Annotated in this window: 15 protein-coding genes, 1 tRNA gene and 1 other annotated feature; of the genes, 4 read left to right on the top strand and 12 right to left on the bottom strand. The window is 44.5% G+C overall.

What is annotated here, in order from left to right:
* Positions 1 to 261 precede the first annotated feature (261 nt).
* The 4 genes from IGI76_RS04525 to IGI76_RS04510 are packed head-to-tail and all read right to left on the bottom strand — an operon-like array spanning position 262 to position 4216.
* Positions 262 to 1092 (bottom strand): energy-coupling factor transporter transmembrane component T family protein, encoded by an 831-nt coding sequence (locus tag IGI76_RS04525; protein ID WP_005225404.1) that lies wholly within the window; start codon positions 1090 to 1092, stop codon positions 262 to 264.
* The gene (locus tag IGI76_RS04520) at positions 1082 to 2791 is read right to left on the bottom strand and encodes an ABC transporter ATP-binding protein (RefSeq protein ID WP_270266273.1); all 1710 of its coding nucleotides are present in this window, start codon (positions 2789 to 2791) and stop codon (positions 1082 to 1084) included. The genes IGI76_RS04525 and IGI76_RS04520 overlap by 11 nt, the downstream gene beginning before the upstream one ends.
* A gap of 25 nt (positions 2792 to 2816) precedes the next feature.
* Positions 2817 to 3371, bottom strand: a complete 555-nt coding sequence (locus tag IGI76_RS04515) for an ECF-type riboflavin transporter substrate-binding protein (RefSeq protein WP_005225401.1) — start codon at positions 3369 to 3371, stop codon at positions 2817 to 2819.
* Positions 3368 to 4216 (bottom strand): SAM hydrolase/SAM-dependent halogenase family protein, encoded by an 849-nt coding sequence (locus tag IGI76_RS04510; RefSeq protein ID WP_005225399.1) that lies wholly within the window; start codon positions 4214 to 4216, stop codon positions 3368 to 3370. Before IGI76_RS04510 ends, IGI76_RS04515 begins: the two co-directional genes overlap by 4 nt.
* Positions 4217 to 4307: 91 nt before the next feature.
* Positions 4308 to 4547 (bottom strand) — a binding site (T-box leader).
* Between the two features lie 630 nt (positions 4548 to 5177).
* Here IGI76_RS04510 and IGI76_RS04505 point away from each other — a divergent pair.
* A tRNA-Leu gene (locus tag IGI76_RS04505) sits at positions 5178 to 5259 on the top strand.
* Between the two features lie 93 nt (positions 5260 to 5352).
* Here IGI76_RS04505 and IGI76_RS04500 read toward each other — a convergent pair.
* Positions 5353 to 7005: a peptide ABC transporter substrate-binding protein gene (locus IGI76_RS04500; RefSeq protein ID WP_270266270.1), complete on the bottom strand. Its 1653-nt coding sequence runs from the start codon at positions 7003 to 7005 to the stop codon at positions 5353 to 5355.
* A 561-nt stretch (positions 7006 to 7566) separates the two neighbouring features.
* Between IGI76_RS04500 and IGI76_RS04495 the strand changes: the two genes are divergently transcribed.
* Positions 7567 to 8019, top strand: coding sequence for a DIP1984 family protein (locus IGI76_RS04495; RefSeq protein ID WP_270266269.1), 453 nt, complete (start codon positions 7567 to 7569; stop codon positions 8017 to 8019).
* Positions 8020 to 8254: 235 nt separating this feature from the next.
* On the opposite strand, the gene IGI76_RS04490 is transcribed toward IGI76_RS04495, so the two are convergent.
* From IGI76_RS04490 to IGI76_RS04475, 4 genes are all read right to left on the bottom strand, one after another.
* A complete protein-coding gene (locus IGI76_RS04490) occupies positions 8255 to 8971 on the bottom strand; it encodes an NADPH-dependent F420 reductase (RefSeq protein WP_270266587.1) in 717 nt (238 codons plus the stop codon).
* Complete coding sequence (locus IGI76_RS04485) at positions 8964 to 10025, bottom strand: LLM class flavin-dependent oxidoreductase (RefSeq protein WP_015509212.1); 1062 nt, start codon at positions 10023 to 10025, stop codon at positions 8964 to 8966. The genes IGI76_RS04490 and IGI76_RS04485 overlap by 8 nt, the downstream gene beginning before the upstream one ends.
* 152 nt (positions 10026 to 10177) lie before the next feature.
* Entirely contained in the window at positions 10178 to 10540 is a 363-nt protein-coding gene (locus IGI76_RS04480; RefSeq protein WP_016610641.1) for a TIGR02328 family protein, read from the bottom strand.
* Between the two features lie 14 nt (positions 10541 to 10554).
* A complete protein-coding gene (locus tag IGI76_RS04475) occupies positions 10555 to 11523 on the bottom strand; it encodes an NADP-dependent oxidoreductase (protein ID WP_015509211.1) in 969 nt (322 codons plus the stop codon).
* A gap of 267 nt (positions 11524 to 11790) precedes the next feature.
* Between IGI76_RS04475 and IGI76_RS04470 the strand changes: the two genes are divergently transcribed.
* Together IGI76_RS04470 and IGI76_RS04465 are read left to right on the top strand one after the other, a co-directional pair.
* Entirely contained in the window at positions 11791 to 12870 is a 1080-nt protein-coding gene (locus IGI76_RS04470; RefSeq protein WP_115232034.1) for an ABC transporter substrate-binding protein, read from the top strand.
* On the top strand, positions 12871 to 14475 hold the full coding sequence (locus IGI76_RS04465) for an amidohydrolase (RefSeq protein ID WP_270266265.1): 1605 nt from the start codon (positions 12871 to 12873) through the stop codon (positions 14473 to 14475).
* A gap of 117 nt (positions 14476 to 14592) precedes the next feature.
* On the opposite strand, the gene IGI76_RS04460 is transcribed toward IGI76_RS04465, so the two are convergent.
* Genes IGI76_RS04460 through IGI76_RS04450 form a run of 3 tightly spaced genes read right to left on the bottom strand, consistent with a single transcriptional unit; the run spans position 14593 to position 18770 of the window.
* Entirely contained in the window at positions 14593 to 16023 is a 1431-nt protein-coding gene (locus tag IGI76_RS04460; RefSeq protein WP_270266263.1) for a glycoside hydrolase family 1 protein, read from the bottom strand.
* Between the two features lie 28 nt (positions 16024 to 16051).
* Positions 16052 to 17923 (bottom strand): beta-glucoside-specific PTS transporter subunit IIABC, encoded by a 1872-nt coding sequence (locus IGI76_RS04455; protein ID WP_142973717.1) that lies wholly within the window; start codon positions 17921 to 17923, stop codon positions 16052 to 16054.
* On the bottom strand, positions 17913 to 18770 hold the full coding sequence (locus IGI76_RS04450) for a PRD domain-containing protein (RefSeq protein ID WP_074534926.1): 858 nt from the start codon (positions 18768 to 18770) through the stop codon (positions 17913 to 17915). Before IGI76_RS04450 ends, IGI76_RS04455 begins: the two co-directional genes overlap by 11 nt.
* Between the last annotated feature and the right edge of the window lie 228 nt (positions 18771 to 18998).

Below are 18998 nucleotides of genomic sequence, written 5' to 3'. Positions count from 1 at the left end.
AATAAACAACCCTAACACTTTTTCATTTTTACTCCTATCCCGCCAGTCCCCGCTGGCGGGCTCCTTTTTTTAGCGGCAAAAAAACGCAGGATAGTCAGTCAATTAACTTTAGCGAGTACTACATTTGCTAAAGTCAGTTGCTGCTAGGTCTGCGTTTTTTTGCTCGATCATTTCTGGAACGGATAAATCAGAGTTGACTCATCCGTCCCACTTTCATTATTGACAATGCGTCCGTTTTTTAAGTTTTCATGGGGTGATTTGTTAACGAAACGGATTGTAGAAACGTCCGCCATTAAGGACCATCAAGGACAATCCGAGCGCCACGATCAAGCAAACGACAGCAATCGCCAAGAGATCTTTGCCTTGGATCGGCTTAGCTTTCAGCCAGGTACGCTGCTTATGCTTGCCAAACCTTCTTAGCTCCATGGCAGCAGAAATATGGTCGATCCGTTCCAAGCTGGAAAAAATCAAAGGAATCGCGATCGCGACATTGCCTGCCACTCGCTTGCGCAAAGGTGCTTTTTTAGAAAGCTCCACGCCCCGTGCTTGCTGCGCTTTGGCAATGGTCCGAAAATCATCTTGAATATCGGGAATGTAACGCAAAGCCAGTGCGACTGCATAGGCGATCTTGTAGGAAATCCCGATGCGGTTGATGCTGGACGCCAACTCACTAGGATTGGTGGTAAACAGGAAAATCAACCCTGGGGGAATCGTGACAAAATATTTGATCAACAGATTCAGCTCATAAAACACTTGCTCTTGGGTCAATGTATACCGACCGATCCCTTCGAAAATTACGTGGCGCGTACCGTAGATCTCCACCCCATATTCTGGTGCGAAAAGATAGACCGCCACCAAATTCAAAAGCGAAAAAAAGATGATAAATTTTAATACAAAAGCGATATCTCGGTAGCGAATTCCAGCACTGGCAAATAGAAAGACCGAAAACAATGCCAGTCCAATGAGAAAGCGCGTATCATAAGAGATCATCCCGATGACGGATAGCAGCAAAAAACAAATCAGTTTTGCGGCACCGCTTAATTGGTGAATCCACGTTTTGCGGTCAAGATAGCCGATTAGATTACTCTCCATCGTGTCCCCCCTTCTCGCTGGCAATGAAGGCGGCAGTAAAAGCGGCGGGATCTGTCAGCTGGTTAAGGGTCGCCAGTGTATACAAGCTGGTTTCTTTGAGGTTTGCGGCACTCACCACTTGTTTGTCTGCTAAAACAACTTCTGGCGGTGCGTCCAGCAAAATCGTTCCTTTTGTCAAAACGATCGTCCGCTGTGTATACTCCAACATCAAATGCATATCGTGGGTGATCATAACGATCGTTAATCCCCGCTGGTTCAACTCCTGTAAAAATTGCATCATTTCGGTGTAATGGCGATAGTCTTGTCCCGCTGTCGGCTCATCCAATAAAATGAGTTCAGGATCTAAGACGAGGATCGCTGCAATGGCGGCTCGGCGTTTTTGCCCATGACTTAGTGCCGACAATGGCCATGAACGAAACGGATAAAGACCACAAATTTTCAAGGTCTGATGAACTTTTTCTGTAATTTCAGCCTCTGGAACGTTTCGGTTGCGCAAGCCTAAGGCAACTTCGTCAAACAGGAAGTTTTTTGACAGCATTTGATTGCTGTTTTGCAACACATACCCGATTTTTTGCGCTCGTTCTTTGATGGAATCATTGCCCATGTCTGCTCCTTGCCAAAGTAATTTGCCAGAAGTCGGAGTTAAAAAGCCGGTAATCAAATGGGACAAGGTCGATTTTCCTGCGCCATTATGCCCGACCAAACTAATCATTTCTCCTTGATGGATGGTAAAATCCAGTGCCTGCAAAATTGGTTTGCCCACTTGGTAGGAAAACGATAGATTTTTTGCTTCCAACAACGGCGGCTGGTGGCTAGGAAGCGCTGGTTTCGGAAATTTTTCTTGAAACTGAGTCAGTTTTTCGGCAATCTCAGGTGATGCAAATGCTTCTACCGCGACCAAATCAGCAGCGTCGGTCACGGGAACCCCCGCTTTTTTTAAAGCAGCTAAATACAGCGGTTCACGAATGCCGACTTGCTGTAGCATATCCGTTTTTAATAGTTCATTCGGTGTACTGTCGGCAAGGATGCGGCCTTCTTCCATCACGATGATGCGATCGACAGCTGCGGCTAACACTTCTTCTAAGCGATGTTCAATGATGATGGTGGTAAAACGCTTCTCTTGATACAGCTGGTCGATCATTTTGATGGCTTCCACACCTGTTTGCGGATCCAAGTTGGCTAGCGGCTCATCAAACAGTAGAATCGGTGTTTCATCGATCAAAACACCTGCCATTGAAACACGTTGCTTTTGGCCACCCGATAATTCCTGCGGTTTTTTCGCCAAATGATCCATTAAGTCAGTCTTTTCTGCCCAAAAACGCAGCGCCTCTTGCATCACTGCTTGACTGCGCTGATCGTTTTCCAATGAAAATACGATATCTTCTGCTACGGTCAAGCCTACAAATTGGCTATCGGTGTCTTGCAGCACCGTGCCGACGGTCAAAGACAGCTCGTAGATGGAAGCTTGCCCAAAGGCATTGGTACCGATCGTCAATTCTCCAGTACTACTGCCTTTGTCGTTTTGCGGGATCAAACCGTTCAAACATTTTCCTAATGTACTTTTGCCAGAACCGCTGGCACCGACGATCAGGACTTTTTCTCCTTCATAGATCGTTAGATCGATGTTTTTCAAGGTCGGTTCCGCTTGTGCATCATATTGGAAAGAAAAATTCGTAAATTGAATGATTTTTTGTTTCATTTTTAGCCTTCACACATTTCTTTGGTTAGGATTCCTTGCTCAAGCTGCCTTTTTTGGTTTTGGTTTGGGCATAGGCTTTTAGCAGGATCACTCCGATTATCCCAGTTACGACTGCATTGGTCAATCCCGCAATGACTCCTTGCGTAAAGACTTTGTTCGCTGGTTCGCCATAGATCAAAATATCCCCGATCGGGGCAATGATCACCCAGACGACCAAATTTGCGATCGTTTCACCGATCAAGAAGGTCCGAATTTCTTTAGCGCCAAAGGTTCCTTGCTGGATTGGAATCCAACGAGTCAAAAGTCCAAAGAACACCCCTAAGATCCCAGAGGCGGCGATCCAAGACCACCATGGACCATAAGTCGTTAAATCTCCTAGGGCATGCCCGATAAAACCTGCTAAACCAGCCACGATCGGACCGTAGACAACGCCTAATAGCGCCAAGAAAGGATAGGCTGTGGCGATATCTGTATTTGGGAAACCCGTCGGAATCGTGACGAAACGTTTTAAGACGAAAAAGACCGCGGCACCGATACCGATTGCAACAATGTGTTTTACTGTAAACTTTGATTGATTCATTTTTCATTTCTCCTTTTTTTGAGGGTAATTTTCCAATTTGTGCCAGTGCCGATTTTATAGGTTTCAGCAAATGAAGCCAAGTTGAGCCCTAAACCGATATTCAGCAAGGAATTGACATATAAGACGGGTTCTTGTTCTGCCACTTGCGCAAAGGAGCGTCCGAAACGCACTTCTTCTTGATAACGCAGGGTATCTTGGTAGTAGATACTGACGAGCAGCGACTCATTGTATTGGACCTGCCATTGCTTAAAGAACGTGTGGGGAATATTCGTCCACAACGAACCAAAGCGGATATCGAGAATATCGATCGTCCCTGTGATCGTTTCAGCTGTTTGGCTTGGCTTTTCAATGGCAAAAACTTGGATCGCTTCTTTAGGTTCAGGTGTTCCTAGCTCTTCAAAGCTGATGGCGCCGCTGGCGAGCCGAGCGGCATTATACATATAAACATCCCGACCATGAAACGTATGGCTTTCGGCTGATCCTGCCAAGCGCTCAGTTGCCTCATTGATCACCCGAAGTTCAGCGATTCCGATATAAGTCGCTAAATAGGTCAGGGTGCCGTTATCTGGTGTCAAAACCAACTGCCCGGTCGCCAGCTTGGCAACCACACTTCGTCGATCAGACCCTACGCCAGGATCGACCACTGAAACAAAGACTGTTCCTGCTGGCCAATAGGTGACGCTTTGCAGCAGGCGATAGCTGGCGTCATGAATGTTGTATGGCTCGATCTCATGAGTCAAATCCGCAATGACCAGCTCTGGTGCCACTTGATAGGCTACCCCGTACATCGCATTGACCGCTCCATCTTGCAAACCAAAATCGGTTTGAACCACTAATTTGTGCATTTTCTCTCCTCCCAACAACCTTTCTCCTTTTCAACAAAACCTTCGCATGAAACAGCTGACCCTACAGACACAAAAAAAGCCCTTAGCCAAAGCTAAGGGCATCACCTGCGGTACCACCTTAATCTGTAAAACCTTCACAGGCCTCACCTCATTCAGTACCCGAGAACACTCGGAGACTGTCGCTTGTTAACGGGGCAACCGTATTTTCCTAATTAGTCAGAAAATCCGCTCCAAAGTCATTTTCAAATCATTTGTTGTCGTTCCTTCTCACCTGCTGGAACTCTCTGCTAGACAACGCCCGTGATTCTACTTTCTTTTTCATCGCGTTTGCATTTTGTTTCATTAAAATTATCAAAGCTTGTGCCTTTTGTCAATTCTCTTTTAAGAAAAAATTCAAACAGAAGCCATAATTTGTCAAAAGATTCACGCAATTTCTAAATTTCACTCGAAAATTCTTCATATTTTCTCGGTATGATACTTGTATACCAACAAACAACCCTAACACTTTTTCATTTTTACTCCTTCCCGCCAGTCCCCGCTGGCGGGCTCCTTTTTGTCTTCTGACTGTTTTAAATGGTTTCACTTTTTCTTGGCGATTTCTTCTCAGAATTCTGTTTGATTCGTCAATTTTTTTTCACATTTTCCCGCTATTATAAATGCATACCAACAAACAACCCTAACACTTTTTCATTTTTACTCCTTCCCGCCAGTCCCCGCTGGCGGGCTCCTTTTTGTCTTCTGACTGTTTTAAATGGTTTCACTTTTTCTTGACGATTTCTTCTCAGAATTCTGTTTGATTCGTCAACTTTTTTTCACATTTTCCCGCTATTATAAATGCATACCAACAAACAACCCTAACACTTTTTCATTTTTACTCCTATCCCGCCAGTCCCCGCTGGCGGGCTCCTTTTTGTGAGATTGGACTTGCATTTCATCCTAGAAAGGATTATCTTTATCTTATGCGGAAGTGGCGGAATGGCAGACGCGCACGCTTCAGGCGCGTGTGAGTTTATCTCGTGTGGGTTCAACTCCCATCTTCCGCATTTAGCAGTTCAGCTTTCTGAACTGCTTTTTTTGTTGCAAAACGCGCATGTTCATCGAATAAACATGCGCGTTTCATTCAACTATTTTTCCCCTTATTCACTAACATAGGCGGTGCGGAAAAAGAAATGCGCGCCATAAGCTGGGAATTGGATGTCTTTAACATTTGATTTTATCAGATAATTTGAAGCACTTTGGTAAAGAGGGACTTGCGCAGCATCTTGTTCCAACAAAATTTCTTCTGCCGCTTTGTAATCTTCAAAATATTGATCGGGGTCATTGGCATGAACGGTGCGCGCATCTTCCGTCAACGCCGTATATTCTTCATTGACATAGCCGCCGTAGTTAAAGGAAGCGCCGTTTTTGTATAAGATAAAGAACATATCCATGTCACTGCTTCCAGCGATCCAGCCAGAAACGGAAAGCTCATAATCACTATTTGCTCTTGATTGATTCAAGCTGGCACGTGGCTGTTTGTTGATGGAGATCGACAAGCCTGGCAAGTTTTCTTGCAGTTGGCTTTGCAAGTACTCCCCGATTTTTTGACCATTGTCATCATCTGTCACTAATAAACGCAGCGTCGTACTTTCGCCAATTTCCGCTTGGGCTTTTTCCCACTCTTCCTTGGCAGCCTCTAAATCATACAGGTTATAATCACCGCTATATGCTCGAAAATCTTCGCCAGTATTTGGATTCGCAGCTAAGCCGGTAGGGATCAATCCATTTAAAACTTTCGCTCCATCGTTCAACACATTATCCACGAGACTTTCTTTGTCGATCGCCAACGCGATCGCTTTACGCACATGAACATTTGCTAAGGCATCGTTGGCGGTTTTATTGAAGTCTAAGAAAAAGTTCGCCACATCGTTTTGCGTAACTAGTTCTTCATTGTCCCCGTATTGTTGGACGTAGATCCCGCTGATTTTTTGCAAATCAAGGTCGCCGCTTTCAAACAATTGGATCCCCGTATTTTCTTCTTTGATGGTGGAGCCTTTGATCTCCTCCAATTGAACGACATCAGCATCGTAGTATTGGTCGTTTTTCACTAGCGTCCACTCGTCTCCTGTCTGTTGCCAATCGGTTAAAGTAAAGGGACCAGAATACAACAAATCTTCACTTGTACGGGCATAGGTCTCGCCTTTTTCTTCAACAAAGGCTTGATTTTGCGGTGCCAACCAGCCGATGGAAATCAAGGATAAAAACGAAGGCTGCGGCTGCTCCAACTGCACGATAAAGGTCGCGTCATCTGGGGTCTCCAGACCAATCGTTTCTACGTCTGCATTGCCTTCACGAATGTCTTTACTATTGACTACATTATCTAACAAATAGGCATTTGGTCCCATCGTTTCTGGATCAACTAACTTTTTCCACGCATAAGCAAAGTCAGCCGAAGTGATCGCTTCGCCATTGCTCCACTTCGCATCGTCTCGCAAAGTAAAGGTATAGGTTTTGCCATCTTCACTGATTTCGACTCCTTCTGCCAAGCCTGGAACTGGTTCGCTGTTTTCATCGAAACGATAAAGCCCTTCGAATAAATGTTGTACGATGGTAAACGTTGCTTTATCCGTCGTTTGGGTCGTATCGAGAGTCGTCAGCTCAGCTGGTAGACTCACCGCGATCGCTTGATTCGGCGCTCCGTTAGTTCCAGCCTCTGATCCCTCGGTATTTCCTGTTGTCGTGCAGCCAGAAAGGGTCAACCCAATCACTCCTGCTGCCACCAATAAACGCTTCTTCCAGATCATTTTCATTCTTCCTCCTATGTGATTGCGCAACCAACGCAAGTGTTTTTCATGACAGCAAAAAACGCATTCAACGATAAAAAGAAAAAACCTCATCCCTTTGCTTATCAACTTTGACAAACAAAGGGACGAGATTTTCGTGTTACCACCCTTTTTCGCACCATTCTCACAAATGGCACCTCAACAGTACGCTAAGATACTTGGCACGGTAACGGCTGCTTTCCGTCTGATTTGCGTGAACAAATCAGATCACTCAGAGCTCATCTTCACTTTTTTTCTGCTGCCCTTTCTCACCATCCGGGTTCTCTTCTAACAGATTCCAAAGCTACTCTTCTCTTCATCGTCTTTCTTTTTATCTAAAAAACAGGTAAATGACGTTTTTTTGTCTATTTCATGATTGTTTTAAAGTATACTATTGGTGTTTTTGGAAGTCAACAAGAATTGCGAATATTCAGTTTTTTATGATTTTTCTATTAGTGCTTGTTTTGCGTCTTGCTTGCCTTTCGTCACCTTCTTCTCTAGGATAAGAACTAGATAAGCCTTCTCATTTGTAAAAAGGAGTGTGCCAAAATGAAATTAGCAGAAGCGTTACTTTTAAGACGAGATTTGAACAATCGTCTGTTTCAATTGCGCAACGAAATCTCTAGTAGTATGTTAGTCCAAGAAGGCGATACCTTGGATCGCAGTATCACAGAATTGTTCAAGGAATACGATGAGATCAATCAACAGTATTCAGAACTAGTCGTAGCCATCAATCGGAAAAATGCGACTGCCTCTTTAGCAGATAGTGCGTTATTGTTGATGGAAGCACTAGAACAGCGAGAACAGCTGCGCCGTAAGCATGCACTGCTTACGCAAGCACTGGATGAAACCAAAGCAGCTCCCCGAATGGGTCGCAACGAAATTCGACTGGTGCGCACGATCGATACAAAAACGCTAACGGAGCAATTGAATGCGACCGCCAAACAGCTGCGAGAATTAGATGGAAAGATCCAACAAACCAACTGGCTGGTCGATCTTTAACAAACATGGGTGGGTGTCAAAGGCGAGCACAAAGCAGGTACAGGCTAATATGTACACTATGGAACGTCTGGCAGAGACGTAAACGTAACAACCACTGCTTACGAATCACAATCGTAACAATCACATTGTATTTTTTAGCGACCACGTGCTGATTTGACTGGATGGGAAAAACCCTCTTCTTTTTTGAGAAGAGGGTTGTTTTTATCGTATCCAATCGTACATTGAGGCGGCTCTTTTACTGCGAAGCCTGCTGCTTGTTACTCACAGCGGAAGGACGCGCCAGAAACGCTTGCCCTTTCTCACTGCTCCAAAACGCCTTCATCAATGCCGTCAATCCCTCTTTGGTTTGATTGGCACCAAAGAAAGGGCTGCCGGGTTCTAACATGATGCCATTAGCTAAAGCACCGATAGGAAAGGGATCAAAGCCGAAGGCAGCAATGATTTCTGCTGTCTGATCGAGGGCGGTTTGGTCATCGCCAGCAATGGCGATGGCTTTTTTGGCAGTTCCTTGAGCAGCCGTTCTCGTCAGCAAGGATTCCTCTTGGATGTCGTGGTACCCCATATGATTGAATCCTTTGACTACTTTACTTTGGGAAAAATAGCGTTGCACACGTTCCGAAGAAGTCTGCTCGATGGATGAGTATTCTGTTTCTTTGCCATCGACTTCCCACCAATAATTCATGGCATCGATTATTAGCTTGCCAGCCAAAGCTTCTGCTGGTAGCTGTTGGTACTTACTCAACGGAATTGCCAAAAGGATCGTTTGGGCTTCTGTCATCACCTCAACGGCATTTTTTGCGATCGCTCCCGGAGCCAACACAGAAACGGACAAGGCGATTTTTTCTGCTGGCTTCGTACTAGCGATCAAGACCCGATAGCCCGCCTGGGCACCAAGATTTGCGAGCGCTAAGCCTAACTTGCCTGCGCCTAAAATACCGATGGTTTTAGGCATTGCCATCACCTGCTGCCAACAATTCTTTCACCCGTGGAATCACTTTGGTTCCATACAATTCAATCGTTTTGAAACGGTCTTTTTGCAGCTGGCCGCCAGTACCGTAAACCAGATCAAAGCGTTCTACACCGACTTGCGGCATCATACGGGCGATTTTTTGCGCCACGGTTTCTGGACTGCCTACATAGTAAGACCCATGTTCGACTTCAAAGTCAAAGCGCTCTTTGCTCATGGCTGGCCAGCCGCGATCAAGACCGATTTTGTCCATGCTCTTTTTAATGTAGTTCCAGCCGATTTCATAGGCTTCTTCGTCGGTGTCGGCGATCACACCATGGGAGTGCATGCCGATTGGCAAAATCGGTTGTCCCAGTTGCTGCGCTGCCTTTTTATACAGATCAACATAGGGCGCAAAACGAGCAGGTTCGCCACCGATGATCGCTAACATAACGGGAAACCCATAACGGACGGCACGAATGATCGATTCAGGGGTTCCACCGACACCTACATAGGTATCTAATTGGTGTCCCTCGATTTTTGGAAAAACGTCGGCATTTTTTAAGGATTGCGTGAACTTGCCTTCCCAAGTTAATGGTTTGCCTTTTCTCAATTCACTGAACATCGCTGTTTTTTCTTCAAATAGTTCTTCATAATCTTGCAAGTCATAGCCGAATAGAGGGAATGATTCAGTAAAAGATCCTCGTCCCAGCATGATTTGTGCACGACCGTTCGACAACGCGTCAACGGTCGCAAACCGTTCGTAGACCCTCACGGGATCATCCGAACTCAAAACAGTTACACCGGTACCTAGTTTGATGGTTTTGGTAACCATTGCTAAAGCCGCTAGTACCGTATCAGGACTTGAGATCGAATATTCTTCCCGATGGTGCTCCCCTAAGGCAATGACATCGATGCCGACTTCATCGGCTAATTTTCCTTCTGCCACGATATTGCGCAACGATTCGCTGTAACTGATCCGTTCTTTCGTTGTATCATCAAAGGCTAGATCGCCAAACGTATCTAACCCAAATTCAAGATTTCTGTGATTGATGGTCATTTTCTTTTCCTCATTTCTCATTACTGATTCTCTGTTCTCACTATAACAAGGAACAAAAAAAGTTGCGAACAATATGCTTACTTTTTGTAAGTTGTCGATTTTAAAGCAAAAAAACACTTTCCCGAACAAATATTCAGGAAAGTGTTTGGTCTTTAAAGATAGATCCCTTTACTATGGAGATTCACTAAGCATTCTTCCAAGTATGCTTCATCATGTTCTGGATAGATCGGCGTAGTCAAAGGAACAGCTTGAACGGAGGGTTCCAGCGGCAGATTTTTGCCACGATACGCTGGATCGTACCATTCAGGTGCTGGCCGATAGCCTCGACGGGTCATTTCATCCAGCACTAACTGATGGTATTGAAACAATTTATAGGGCGGATGGGTAAAAACGTAATCGACGGTTGCGTGCTTTTTACCCCAGCCTAGCCCCCGCAAGGCTGCTGCTTCACGATGCTGGCCTAACAGCTGCTGCCGAGGCAAAGCAGGTATCAGCGCTTCATGCCATAAGCGCATCGGTTCAGCCTCCTTTATTCTGCGTCTTGGCTGATGAAATTGTCTTGGTTTTCAATAACGATCTTGCCGACTGCATGGTGTGTCTCACTCAATGCGTGGGCATCGTAAATTCCTTGTGCTGTCAATGGGAAGGTTGCACCGATGATACTGTTGACTTTTTCTGCTTCGATCAGCTCTGTCAATTCTGCCAATTGTTTGCCGTTGGTTCGTAACCAAATTGCTTTGGCGAAGATGTCTTTTTCTTTTGCTAAGTCTTCGTCTTCAATACTCAAAATCGAGATCAGACGGCCCTTAGGTTTTAAGACAGTGAAACTTTTCTTCTGGGTGTCGCCCCCCATCGTATCAAAGACCAAATCGATGTCTTGCAAGACTTCTTCAAAATCTGTCGTATGGTAATCGATGATCTCATCGGCACCAAGTTTTTGCAATAACTCATGGTTACGAGGACTAGCCGTCGTGATGACGTAAGCGCCAGCTGCTTTTGCTAGTTGGATCGCATAGGTACCAACTCCGCCTGCTCCGGCATGGATCAAGACTTTTTCCCCTTCTTTTAAACGACCGTGTTCAAACAACGCTTGGTAAGCAGTCAAACCAGCTAATGGCACTGCAGCTGCTTCTGCGTAGTTTTGGTTTTCTGGTTTGATCGCTGCTAACTCAGCATCCACGATGGCGTAATCAGCATACGTCCCAAAACGAGTCGTTTCAGGGCGGGCATAGATCGCATCACCAACTTTGAACTCTGTCACGTCAGCACCTATTTCTACGATATCCCCTGCGACATCCCAGCCTAAAATAATTGGGAAGTCCCACGGAAACATTTGTTTTAAATAGCCTTCTCTTAATTTCCAATCGATCGGGTTGATGGACGTTGCGGCAACTTTGACTAATAATTGATTTGCTTTTAATTCTGGTAATTGGACCGTTGCTTCTTTTAATTGGTCTTTTCCACCATAGGCTTCAATAACGACAGCACGTGTTTCCATTGATGCTTCACTCCTTACATTCATTCTTCATCAAAGAGAGGTTCCTGTTTTTCCATCCCTTGATTTCTCACTTCCCTAGCTTAGGCAAAAGGAGGGAATTTGACAAATGATATGTTTGGAAACTGCCCCAGCCACCTGGCCGTTCCTCCTTCAAAGCCTTGAAAGAAACGGGTTTATTTTTTCTTCATTTTTTTATTGCCTTTTCTTTAAAAATCAATTACGCTACTCAAGAAATACGAAATTGTAGAGAAAGAAGGAATTGATGAATTGAAAAGGTTGTGGGTATTTTTTGGCGGTGTGATCGGCATCACCGCGTTGCTGTTTTTAGGTGCTTCGGTGTTAACGAAAGAATCGGGGGCAGCAACGTCGTCCGACAAAAATACAGTGATTATTTACAATTGGGGCGAATATATTGACCCCGAATTGATCAAAACATTCGAAACTGAGACTGGTTACTCAGTGATTTATAATACATTTGACTCCAACGAAGCGATGGAAACCAAAATCAAACAAGGCGGCTCGCGCTATGATTTGGTTTTCCCTAGCGAATCGATCATTCCGAAAATGATCGAAGAAGGATTGTTAGTGCCTTTAGACCATCAGAAATTGACGGGAACGGAAGATCTTTCGCCTTTTTTGATGGATCAAGCCTTTGATCCTGACAATACCTACTCAATCCCCTATTTTTGGGGCACGATCGGAATCATGGCAAATACTGAAGAAGTTGATGTTTCTTCGATCCATGGCTGGAGTGACTTATGGGACCCTGCATTTAAAAATGATGTATTGATGGTGGATGGTGCTCGCGAAACCTTAGGAATCGCGTTACAGACGCTCGGTCTTTCCCAAAATGAAAAAGACCCGACCAAGGTCGCCAAAGCCTTGAAGAAGCTGGAAAGTATCCGTCCCAACGTCAAAGCAGTTTTGACCGACGAGATCAAAACCTTGATGATCAACAACGATGCCCCTTTAGGAATCGGATATTCGGGCGATGCCGCTTATGTGATGGCGGAAAATCCTGCCGTCACCTATATCGTTCCCAATGACGGCGGTGCGATTTGGACAGACAATTTTGCGATCCCGAAAACCGTTGGCAATCTTGAGGGAGCCTACGCCTTCATCAATTTTATGCTGCGACCAGAAAATGCCGCACAAAATGCCGAATACGTGGGCTACGCCACGCCGAGTGAATCGGCCAAAGCCATGCTGCCAGCAGAACTGACTGCTGACAAGGCTTTCTACCCTGAGCCAAGTGCGATGGAACAAATGGAACATTATGAATACTTAGGAAAAGAAGCGGTTGAGCTTTACAACGACCTTTTCCTTGAATGGAAGTTGGGATTATAATTGTCACTATTACTAAAATCTGAACACATCTTTGATACCAAAACGAAAACGACTTTTGCGGGCTTTCTCCTGATAGAAGACCAGAAAATCACGGCTGTAGGTCCTCTTTCAGCGCTGCCAACACTTGCTGAAGACACCCAGGTCATTGATCTCAAAGAACAAATGATCATCCCAGGCTTTATTGATGCTCATGTTCATTTTTATCTTTCCGCATTACTCCATCAAGGGGCACTGACCCATCTTACGGGAGTGACAGAAGAAGCCGTTGCCCAGCAAGTACCCGCCTTGCCCATCACCCATGGATGGAAAATCGGCATCGGCTGGTTCAGCAGTGATTTCGGTCAGCAAGTCTACCCGACGAAAGATTCAATCGACAACTATTGTGCCGACACGCCTGTCATGCTGATTTCAGGTGATGCCCACAGTATTTGGTTGAATAGCCAAGGGATCGCTGCTTTAGGGATCACACCTGAGAACTTACCAGCAGGGATCAGCGGGGAGGCACTGCTTGACGAAAACAGCGGACAATTAAGCGGCTGCTTTTTAGAAGCGATCGCCATTCATTATTTAGCAAAGGTCTTACAGTCATTTCAGGCACAAAGCCCTGCTGCCTTTCTGACCTATATGAAGCAGCTCAATCAATACGGCATTACGACGATCGGTGATGTTGCCTTGACAGGAGAAAGCTGGGACGATTTGGTTTACCCCACTCTTTATCGGCAAACAGAAGCAGAAGCGACCTTGCGCGCTGTCTTTTATCCAGCCATGCGAGAAGACATCACGCAACTGAAAGAAACTTACCATACTTATCGCTCCGAAAAAGTACAAATGGGCGGCGTCAAACAATTTTTTGATGGCGTGACGAGTACGCACACGGCTTTTTTAAAAAAGGAATATGAAACACCGTATTTTGCTGGTGATGTCGGGATGCCCTTGATCGATGTTCAACGGATGCGCCGCTTTATTTTACAAGCCAACCAGCAAGACTGGCCGATGCGCATCCATACCATCGGTGATGAAGCGATTCGACAAGCACTCCTCTTTTATCAAGAAAGTGCTGCTGCTCACCCGCTTTCTAAAGGAAAAGCCAATACCTTGGAACACTTGGAAGTGATGGATGCCGCTGATCTGCCACTAGTTCGCCAAGAACAACTGGTACTCTCCGTACAGCCTAGCCATTTATTAGTCGGTTATGAGACCCTCGATGAAGAAGTAGGCCCTCAGCGTGCCAGTCAAATGTTTCCTTTTCAGTCCTTTCTAGAGCAAGGCGCAACCTTGGCTTTTGGGACTGATACGCCAGTCGTGATCGACGTGACCCCTTTAGACTCGCTGTATTATGCGGTTGCTCGGCAGGAAAAAAACGGCCAGCCTGCAGGCGGATTGATGCCACAAGAAAAAATCTCCATCGCCGATGCCCTCTATGCCCACACCGCAGGCGCCGCCAAAGCCTTGAGTCGGCAAGATATCGGGCGATTAGAAGTTGGCTGTTTAGCCGATCTTTGTATTTTGTCCCAAAACATCTTGCCTTTGACTGCCGAAGAATTGCTTCAAACGACTGTTGAAGCGACCGTATTTGATGGGCGGTTTGTTTATTGGCGTAATTGACATGAACCACCGATAGGGACCACGCGTGAGCTACGCGTGGTTTTTGTTTTGTACGCGCTGAAATTGATGCGCAAAAAAACCCCAGCACTTATTCACCGCAAGTACTGGAGTATTTAATCATAAGCCGTTTCGTTCAATCACTTTTTGATACCAATAGAAACTGTCTTTTTTCTTTCTATCTAAATTCCCTGTCCCGTCGTCATATTTATCCACAAAAATGATGCCATACCTTTTTTTCATTTCTCCTGTAGAAGCACTGACAATATCGACGGCACTCCAAATCGTGTAACCAATCAACTCGACACCATCATCGATGGCTTTCTCCATTTCAGCAATATGCTTTTCTAAATAATTGATACGATAATCATCATGAATCTGTCCATCTTCAGCAACAGTTTCTGAAACCCCGATCCCATTTTCCACGATCATCAATGGCAGTTGGTAGCGATCATAAATATCATTCAACGCAATTCTCAATCCTACTGGATCAATCATCGCATTCCATTCCGTCTGCTCTAGATAAGGATTATTTACGCCAGAGCCGCCAATCATGCTGTGTCCATTTTTGGTAACTTTCTCATCTGCAGAGACACAAAGTGTTAGATAGTAACTAAACGTGTAGTAATCCACTGTTCCCTTAGATAGGATCGCTTGATCTTCTGGTGCAAACTCGATTGTAAAGCCATGATCAGCAAAATATTTCTTTGCATAATAAGGATATTTCCCTGTGACCTGCACATCGCCACAAAACTTCGAGTGCATATTTTCTTCTTGTTTGGCTAGTAATACATCATTTGGATGGCTGGTATAAGGATAGCGTGGCATATAAGAAATCATACAGCCGATTTTCAGATCTGGATAGTGTTCATGTCCGTAAGCGACAACCTTTGCACTGGCAACAAATTGATGATGCAGGGCTTGGTATCGTTGCTGTAGATTATCCGGCTGATTGATAAATTCAGATTCACCAACTTGCAGTCCCAGTGATAAAAAGTTTCCGATACTTAAAGTGGCCGTGTTGATTTCATTAAAAGTGATCCAATAGTTTACTTTTTCGTGATAGCGTTCAAACAATACCGCCGCATATCTCGCATAAAAGTCGATCACTTCACGACTCGCCCAACCATTGTATTCTTGGCTCAAATATGCGGGAACATCAAAATGAGCAATGGTTACAATTGGTTCGATCCCGTACTTCCGACACTCGTCAAACACACGATCATAAAAGGCCAGTCCTTCTTCATTCGGTTCAGCGTCGTTGCCCTTGGGAAAAATCCGTGTCCAGTTGATTGACATGCGGAAAGCTTTAAATCCAGCTTCTGCAAACAATGCAATATCTTCTTGATAATGATGATAAAAATCAGTTGCTTCGTGGCTCGGATACAACAACTCTTCTTCAATTTTCGCTGTGATTTTCCGAGAAGTCGTATGGCTGCCACCACTGATCAAGTCAGCACAAGCGAGCCCTTTTCCGCCCTCATTATAGCCGCCTTCATATTGGTTTGCCGCCGAAGCGCCGCCCCATAAAAAATGTTTTGGGAAACTCATTGCTGTCATCCTTTCTTCTTTCTAATGGTTAAAAAATGGCTAATAACTGATCGCCAGCTTGAATTTCTTGATGTTGGGCAAGTGCCACAACATCTAAGAAGTCTGCCGTATTAGTAACAGTGATCATAACGGTATCTTCATACCCTGCCTGAGCGATTTTTTCTGAATCAAAATGCAATAACGTTTCTCCCACTGTGATTAGATCACCTTCATTGACTAGTCGTTCAAAGGCACTTCCTTGCATATTCACCGTATCGATACCGATATGGATCAGTAGTTCAATCCCCTCGGTACTGGTAAGTCCAATCGCATGATTTCCTGGAAAAACGGCAGAAACCTGTCCCGTAAATGGTGCTATCACCTGTTGATCGTGTGGCTTAACAGCAATTCCTTTACCTAATGCCAATGAAGCAAACGCCTGATCATTGGTTTCTGTCAATGGAACCGCAGTCCCTTTTAAAGGTGATAATACAATTTTTTCAATCGCTGTTTGTTCTTTCTTCGTTTCAGAAGAAACATCAGTTGCTTCGGGTGTCGCATCTTGCGCTCCAGATTTTACTGCTTGTGGCTGATTATTGTTAGGAAAATCTGCATCTTTGACCATGAGCCAGGTGTAGGCAAAGGCAATCGCAAAAGTAATCAACGAGCCGATCAGCGCATGAAACACACTGCTGTATGATGGAAGCGCCACAAATGAAGCAATGACGACTGGCGTATTGATTTTCATCAAACCAAAATAAAGTCCCCCAGCAGCACCCCCAAGGATCATTCCGACAATCGGTTTTTTCAGACGTAGTGTTACTCCGTACAAAGCAGGTTCAGACACACCCATCAGGGCAGTAATTGCTGATGAAAAACTCACTTGTTTAAATTCCGTATCCTTAGCTTTGATTCCAGCCGCTAAACAAATCGCTGCTTCGGCAGCCAATCCAAGCAGCATACCAGGGACGATCAAATCATCATACCCGTACGTCGCCAGAGAAGTTAATAAAATAGGGGTCAGCGTCGTGTGCATGCCCGTCATTACTAGCAATTGAGCAAAGGCACCCATAAACAAGACCGCTAACGGACCAAAATTGTTTGTTAAGTAGTTCAAAAACTGTGACACATAGTTACCGATCGTCACACCTAATGGTCCGATTAGTAATAGAGCCAGCGGTGTGATCACGATGATGGCGATCAAAGGACGTAGAATAAATTTGACACTGTTCGGTAAAATCCGATCGGCGAACCGATAAACATAAGACATAACCCAGACACTTAATAAGACTGGCAAAACGGAGGCATTGTAGCTCACATTCGGTACGAGTAACCCAAATAATGAGATTCCTCCTTCTTGGCTAAGAAGGGCCGTCAATCCAGGCATCACAAAAATCGCTCCGACGTAGCTTCCTAAGAAAGGATCAATTTTTAATCGTTTGGCCACAGAATTTCCTAAATAAACGGGAATGAAAAAGAAGGCTGCTTGCGATACTTGATACAATACGAGATACGTATCATCAGTTGCTGCTAAAATGCCTGATAACTCCAACAGTGAAAGGACCACTTGCAGCATTCCTCCAGCTGCAATGATTGCAATCATCGGTGTAAAACAACCTGCGATAAAGTCAAGGAGTCGTGAGATGATCGATTGATCGTTGTTGCTTTGATCAGCCGTCGCTTCTGTCGTCGGAAGTTGCGCGTATACACTCGATACATCCGGCCCAATAATCACTTGGTATTGACCATTTCCCTGAACGAGTCCAGTCACTCCTTTTAATTGTTTAATTGCTTCACTGTCAGCTTTTTTGTCGTCGGCCAGCGTGAAACGCAGTCTTGTTGCACAGTGGGTCACGTGCTGGATATTTTTACCACCGCCGACATTTTCATAAATTTCATTGGCTAGTTGTTTATAGTCCATTGTTTTTCTCCCTTTCTCCTTGTTCCGTCAATTTCTGGATATGGAGTGATAGATAGATTTCTTCATTTTCTGAGATATTGATATCATACGTATTTTTGATATAAACCTTGATTTTTTCCACACAGTGAAATGCTTGCGGATACATCTTTTCAATTTGTGCATAGAGCGTCGACGCTTCATAGCTGGGAAGTGTATGATTGATCACATTTTGTGCGAAATAGTGCAGATGCGTGACAAAGCGAGAATAATGGAAACTATTCTCATCAAAATTTTGTTTGTACTCATACTTTACGATCGTCAGTACGTCTTCTATAAACTTCGCGATTTGATTGGTAACCGCCATATCCTTCTTTTGTGATTGGACATTTACAAAATGCAATGCGATGGAGATCGCTTCTTCTGTTGGTACATCGATCGCTAGTTCTTGCTCCATAAGCTGGACAGCATACACCCCAATGGCATATTCATCGGGATAAAATCGCCGAATATCCCATTGTAAAGGACTATGAAAAGTCATTTGCTGCTTGATCCGATGAACAGTGAAATCAATATGATCCAGCAAAGTCAAATAAATATAGTCGCTGACTGCTAAGCGATAATTCTGTTTGGCATAAGCCACAATTTTAGCAACGATCGCAACGTATTTCGGATCGCATTTTCCTAATTGATAGCTAAAATGTTCCAGCATTGCATGGGTATCCAATACAAAAATCTTTTCAAAATCTTGTTCTTCTACATCATCTCCTACCTTCTTATTGAAGCTGATGCCTGTAGAAAATCCGATAATTTCATTGCTGCCTTTCTTTAGTAAGACAACATTATTATTTAAAAACTTCTTTATTTTCATGATTTCCCCCACCTTAAAAACACTAAAAAACCTCATACTCCACCCTTGGTGGAATATGAGGTTTGCCTTCTTACAGTAACACGCCTCTTGGTCACAGCACTTCTGTAACCGTTATCTAATTACATCGGTATCATAGCACTTCAAAAAAAACTTGTCAATCGCTTCCTTAAAATTTTTCACACGATCGGTTAAGCCCCCGTTGAGCTTCTCACAAAAGCTGCCTTTGTC

This window comes from Enterococcus sp. DIV2449a (genome assembly GCF_051711225.1).
In the GTDB taxonomy this organism is placed as follows: Bacteria; Bacillota; Bacilli; order Lactobacillales; family Enterococcaceae; genus Enterococcus_D; species Enterococcus_D casseliflavus.
The sequence above is the reverse complement of the archived record's forward strand: the minus strand, read 5'-3'. Positions and strand labels throughout refer to the sequence as shown.